Origin of the sequence: Burkholderia sp. LMG 13014 (assembly GCF_905232215.1) — a bacterium.
In the GTDB taxonomy this organism is placed as follows: domain Bacteria; phylum Pseudomonadota; class Gammaproteobacteria; order Burkholderiales; family Burkholderiaceae; genus Burkholderia.
On the sequence record NZ_CAJNKE010000450.1, the window covers coordinates 1 to 4,864 of the forward strand.

Annotated in this window: 5 protein-coding genes; 3 read left to right on the forward strand and 2 right to left on the reverse strand. The window is 69.4% G+C overall.

The window, feature by feature from the left end:
* The coding region (locus tag JYJ84_RS28350) for a bifunctional enoyl-CoA hydratase/phosphate acetyltransferase (RefSeq protein WP_205189755.1) at nt 1-949 on the forward strand (949 nt) is incomplete at its 5' end.
* Between the two features lie 41 nt (nt 950-990).
* The gene (locus JYJ84_RS28355) at nt 991-2,031 is read left to right on the forward strand and encodes a zinc-dependent alcohol dehydrogenase family protein (RefSeq protein WP_175220410.1); all 1,041 of its coding nucleotides are present in this window, start codon (nt 991-993) and stop codon (nt 2,029-2,031) included.
* 70 nt (nt 2,032-2,101) lie between these two features.
* Here the strand turns inward: JYJ84_RS28355 and JYJ84_RS28360 are convergent, their stop codons facing one another.
* Complete coding sequence (locus tag JYJ84_RS28360) at nt 2,102-3,505, reverse strand: MBL fold metallo-hydrolase RNA specificity domain-containing protein (RefSeq protein ID WP_175220408.1); 1,404 nt, start codon at nt 3,503-3,505, stop codon at nt 2,102-2,104.
* Between the two features lie 286 nt (nt 3,506-3,791).
* Here JYJ84_RS28360 and JYJ84_RS28365 point away from each other — a divergent pair, with 286 nt between their 5' ends.
* The gene (locus JYJ84_RS28365) at nt 3,792-4,247 is read left to right on the forward strand and encodes a hypothetical protein (RefSeq protein WP_175220406.1); all 456 of its coding nucleotides are present in this window, start codon (nt 3,792-3,794) and stop codon (nt 4,245-4,247) included.
* A 19-nt stretch (nt 4,248-4,266) separates the two neighbouring features.
* Here the strand turns inward: JYJ84_RS28365 and JYJ84_RS28370 are convergent.
* The coding region (locus JYJ84_RS28370; protein WP_205189756.1) for a TolC family protein at nt 4,267-4,864 on the reverse strand (598 nt) is incomplete at its 5' end.

Consider the following 4,864-nt stretch of genomic DNA (forward strand, 5'->3'; position numbering starts at 1 on the left):
GCCCGGCCTGCTGCCGCACGCGGACGGTACGCCGTCCGCGCTGATCGCGCGGGCGTGCAATGCGTTGCCGCTCGTCGTCGCTGTCGTGCATCCGTGCGATACGGCCAGCATCACCGTACTTGCCGCGCTCGCCGCTTCGCCGCTGGGGGCGTGGGTCGAGCCGCTGATCGTCGCGCCGCGCGCCAAGGTCCTGCGCGTGGCGAGCGACGCGGGCGTCGATCTTTCGCGCTGGACGATCGAGGACGTGCCGCACAGCCATGCGGCGGCGGCCCGTGCGGTCGAACTCGCGGCGGCCGGCCGCGCCGGCGCGCTGATGAAGGGCAGCCTGCATACCGACGAACTGATGGGCGCGGTCGTCGCCGCCGAATCGGGGCTGCGCACGGACAAGCGCATGTCCCACTGTTTCCTGATCGAGACGCCGGCGTATCCGCGGCCGTTCATCCTGACCGACGCGGCGGTGAACATCGCGCCGGACCTCGCGCAGAAGGCGGCCATCACGCAGAACGCGATCGACGTCGCGCATGTGCTGGGCGTGGCCTGCCCGCGCGTGGCGGTGCTGTGCGCGGTCGAGACCGTCAATCCGGCGATGCGCTCGACGCTCGACGCGGCGGCGCTCGCGAAGATGGCCGAGCGCGGCCAGCTCACGGACGCGATCGTCGATGGTCCGCTCGCGTTCGACAACGCGATCTCGCTGCGGGCGGCGCACGACAAGGGGATCGATTCGCCGGTCGCCGGCTGCGCCGACATCCTGGTCGTGCCCGATATCGAAGCGGGCAACCTGCTCGCGAAGCAGCTCGAATACCTGGGCGGCGCCGTCAGCGCAGGCATCGTCGTGGGCGCGCGCGTGCCGATCGTGCTGACGAGCCGCGCCGACAGCGTCGCCGTCCGGGTCGCGTCCTGCGCACTCGCGATGGTGCTGGCGCAGGTTCGGCATGCGCCGCCATCCTGATGAACGATCCCGCAACCCTTTCTTTCGATGAAGGAACCGCAATGAAAGCACTTGTCTATCACGGCCCCGGGCGCAAGACGCTCGAGCAGCGGCCCATGCCGGAACTGCAGTCGCCGACCGACGCGATCGTCCGCGTGACACGCACGACGATCTGCGGCACCGACCTGCACATCCTCAAGGGCGACGTGCCGACCTGCGAACCCGGTCGCATTCTCGGCCATGAGGGCGTTGGCATCGTCGAGCAGGTCGGCGCCGCGGTCGACGCGCTGAAGCCGGGCGATCACGTCCTGATTTCCTGCATCTCGTCGTGCGGCCGCTGCGAATATTGCCGCCGCGGCCTGTATTCGCACTGCACGACCGGCGGCTGGATCCTCGGGAACCGGATCGATGGCACGCAGGCCGAGTACGTGCGCATCCCGCATGCACAGACGAGTCTCTACCGGATTCCGCCGGGCGCGGACGAGGAGGCGCTCGTGATGCTGTCCGACATCCTGCCGACCGGGTTCGAATGCGGCGTGCTGAACGGCAAGGTGCAGCCGGGCTGCTCGGTCGCGATCGTCGGCGCAGGCCCGATCGGGCTGGCGGCGCTGCTGACCGCGCAGTTCTACTCGCCCGCGCAGATCATCATGATCGATCCGGACAGCAACCGGCTGGACGTGGCGCGACGTTTCGGCGCGACCTATTGCTTCGACGGCCGCTCTGGCGACCCGGTGGCGGAAGTCATGAAAGTGACCGACGGCGTCGGCGTGGATTGCGCGATCGAGGCGGTCGGGATTCCGGCGACGTTCGAGATGTGTACGTCACTGGTGGCGCCGGGCGGCGTGGTCGCGAACGTCGGCGTCCACGGGGTCAAGGCCGACCTGCACCTCGAGAAGCTGTGGGATCGCAACATCTCGATCACGACCCGGCTCGTCGACACGGTCAGCACGCCGATGCTGCTGAAAACCGTGCGCGCCGGGCGCCTCGATCCGACACGCCTGATCACGCACCGGTTCTCGCTCGACGACGTCGAGCGCGCATACGACACGTTCGGCCGCGCGGCGCAGACGCAAGCGCTGAAGGTCATCATCGAAGTCGGCTGATGGCCGGGTAGCGCGTGACGGGAACCGGCGTGCGACGTTCGGTTCCCGTCACGTCCGGCCGGTCACACCGTCACGAGGAAAGCGCGGCCGGCTCGCGTGTGTCGCCGGATTCGACCGCATCGAGATCGACGCACTGCGCATACACCGGCACCTCGCACGGCCAGTGCAACCGCTCCGCGATGCGCCGCCGCATCGCATCGGCCGCTGCCGGTTCGCCATGCGTGACGAAGGTTCGCACGGGCGCACGCTGCATCGTGCCGAGCCAGCGGAGAATCTCCTCGTAGTCGGCGTGTGCGGAGAGCGTCGTGATCGACTCGACCTGCGCACGCACGCGCACGTACTCGCCGTGGATCTTCAGCGTCGGCTCGTGCGCGGCCAGCGCCGCGCCGCGCGTGCCGGCGGCCTGGTAGCCGACCAGCGCGATCGTGTTGCGCGCATCGGGCGCGTAGCGGCTCAGGTGGTGCAGCACGCGGCCACCCGTCGCCATCCCGCTGCCGGCGATGATGACCATCGGGCCCTGATGGTCGGCGATCGCCTTCGACTGCTCGACCGAGCGGATCATCGTGGCCGCGTGGCCGAGCGCGTTCGCTTCGGAAGGCGTCAGACGGTGTTCAAGGATATGGTGGCGATAGATCTCGGTCACGTCGGTCGCCATCGGGCTGTCGACGAACACCGGGACGCGCGCCATGGGGCCGGAAGCCTTCAGGCGCGCGATGTAGTGCAGGATCTCCTGCGCGCGGCCGACGGTGAAACAGGGCATCACGACCACGCCGCCGCGCGCGAAGGTCTTGTCGAACAGCGCGGCCAGTTCGCTCTCGGGGTCCGAATCCGGATGCAGCCGGTCGCCGTACGTCGATTCGACGACCAGGTAGTCCGCATGCGCGGGCGCCAGCGGCGGCTGCATGATCGGGTCGTGATAGCGGCCGAGGTCGCCCGAGAATGCGAGCACCTTGTGATCCCAGTGCATCACGACGCTCGCCGCGCCGAGAATGTGGCCGGCCGGCAGCAGGCGGAACGCCAGCCCGCCGCCCAGCGCGGTGCAGTCGTCGAACGCGACGGGCTTCAGCAGGTGCAGTGCGCGTTGCGCATCGTCCAGCGTGTAGAGCGGCTGCGCCGGATGATGCTTCGAGTAGCCGTGGCGGTTCGCGAAGTCGGCTTCTTCCTCCTGCAGCCGCGCGCTGTCGCGCAGCATGATGTCGCAAAGTTCGGCCGTGGCCGACGTGCAGTACACCGGCCCGCGAAACCCTTCGCGTGCCAGCACCGGAAGATAGCCGGTATGGTCGAGATGTGCGTGCGTGAGCACGACCGCGTCGAGCGTGTCGGGCGCGACCGGTAACGGGCTCCAGTTGCGCAGCCGCAGGTTCTTGGTGCCCTGGAACAGGCCGCAATCGACCAGCACGCGCCGGTTGCCGTGCTCGACCAGGTACTTCGAGCCGGTCACGGTTTCGGTCGCGCCGAGAAAAGTCAGTTTCATGGATCGCCTCACGGGAGTGAAGGGGGCAGTGAATCGATTACAGCGCGGATGCGCGCGAAGCGATTGATGGAAATCAGGGATTGCCGTATCCGTGCCCGGGGCGCGTGAGGTTCGTCCTCCAGCCGTTGCGGCTCCGGGTTGACGTCAATCAACGGCCGGGCCGGATGGCGGCACGATAGTGGTCATATGCGCGCAGGCGATGTCGTGATTCCGCCGTCCGCGCCGGCCGCGTACACGCCGTACGCAATGCGCAGCGAGATTTCGACGCTATAGGGATGAACCCATCATGACGCTGATCGCCAATCTGGACGGCGCGCGGACCGGCTACCGGCTGTGCTTCGTCCGCGCCCCCTGGGCGTGGTTCACCTGCCTGCCGCTCGATCTGCAATGCGGCCAAAGCTGGGCCGACGTGCCCTACCAGGACATCGCGCAACCGCCTTACAGCGATTCGCACGCGCAGCTGCTGCGCGTGGCGTTCGACGCGCCGCGCCTGCTGCCGCCCGAAGCCGGCCGCCACGGGCAGGACTGGAGCGTCGAGCAGATCAACGGCGGCGCAGTGCCGTGGCTGCGCAGCGAGGAATTCGTCGACGCGATGAAGCTGGTCGTGCCGGCCGGGGCGACGCTCGCCGAATTCGTCGAGACGATCGAGGCCGCCGGCGGCACGGTCTACGGCCCGCTCGGCTGGGCCGAGCTGCCGCCCTGGCAGCGGCCCGACGTCGTGGCACACACGCAAACAGGCTGACCGACCGCACCGTCGCGTTTCAGCCCGCGTCGCCCCAGCCGCCGCCGAGCGCGACGTAGAACGCGACCGTGTCCTGCAGCCGCTGGGCAACCGCCTGCAGCCACGCAAGACGCGCCTGGTGGTATTGCACGTCGGCGACCAGCAACTGCACATAGCCCGAGATCCCCGCGTCGTAGCCGGCCTGCGTGAGCGTCAGCGCATCGCGGGCCGCGGCCATCGCGCGGGCCTGCGCGTCGAGCGCCGTCGCGTCGTTCGCGAGCGCGCGCAACGTGTCGGCGACCTGCGAAAACGCCGACAGCACCACTTGCCGGTAGGTCGCGCCGGCTTCGTCGTACGCATCCTGCGCCGCGCGCCGCTGGTTCAGCAGCGTGCCGCCGTGAAAGAGCGGCGCGGTGAGTCCGGCGCCGACGCTCCACGCGCGGCCGGCCGGCGCGAACAACCGGCCGGCGACGATGCTGTCGAAACCGCCCGACGCTGACAACGTGAGGTTCGGATAGAGCGCGGCCGTCGCGACGCCGACCTGCGCACTGGCCACGTGCAGCTGGGCTTCCGCCTGCAGGATGTCCGGCCGGCGGCGCACCAGCGACGACGGCGCCGTATCCGGCAGGCTGGCCGGC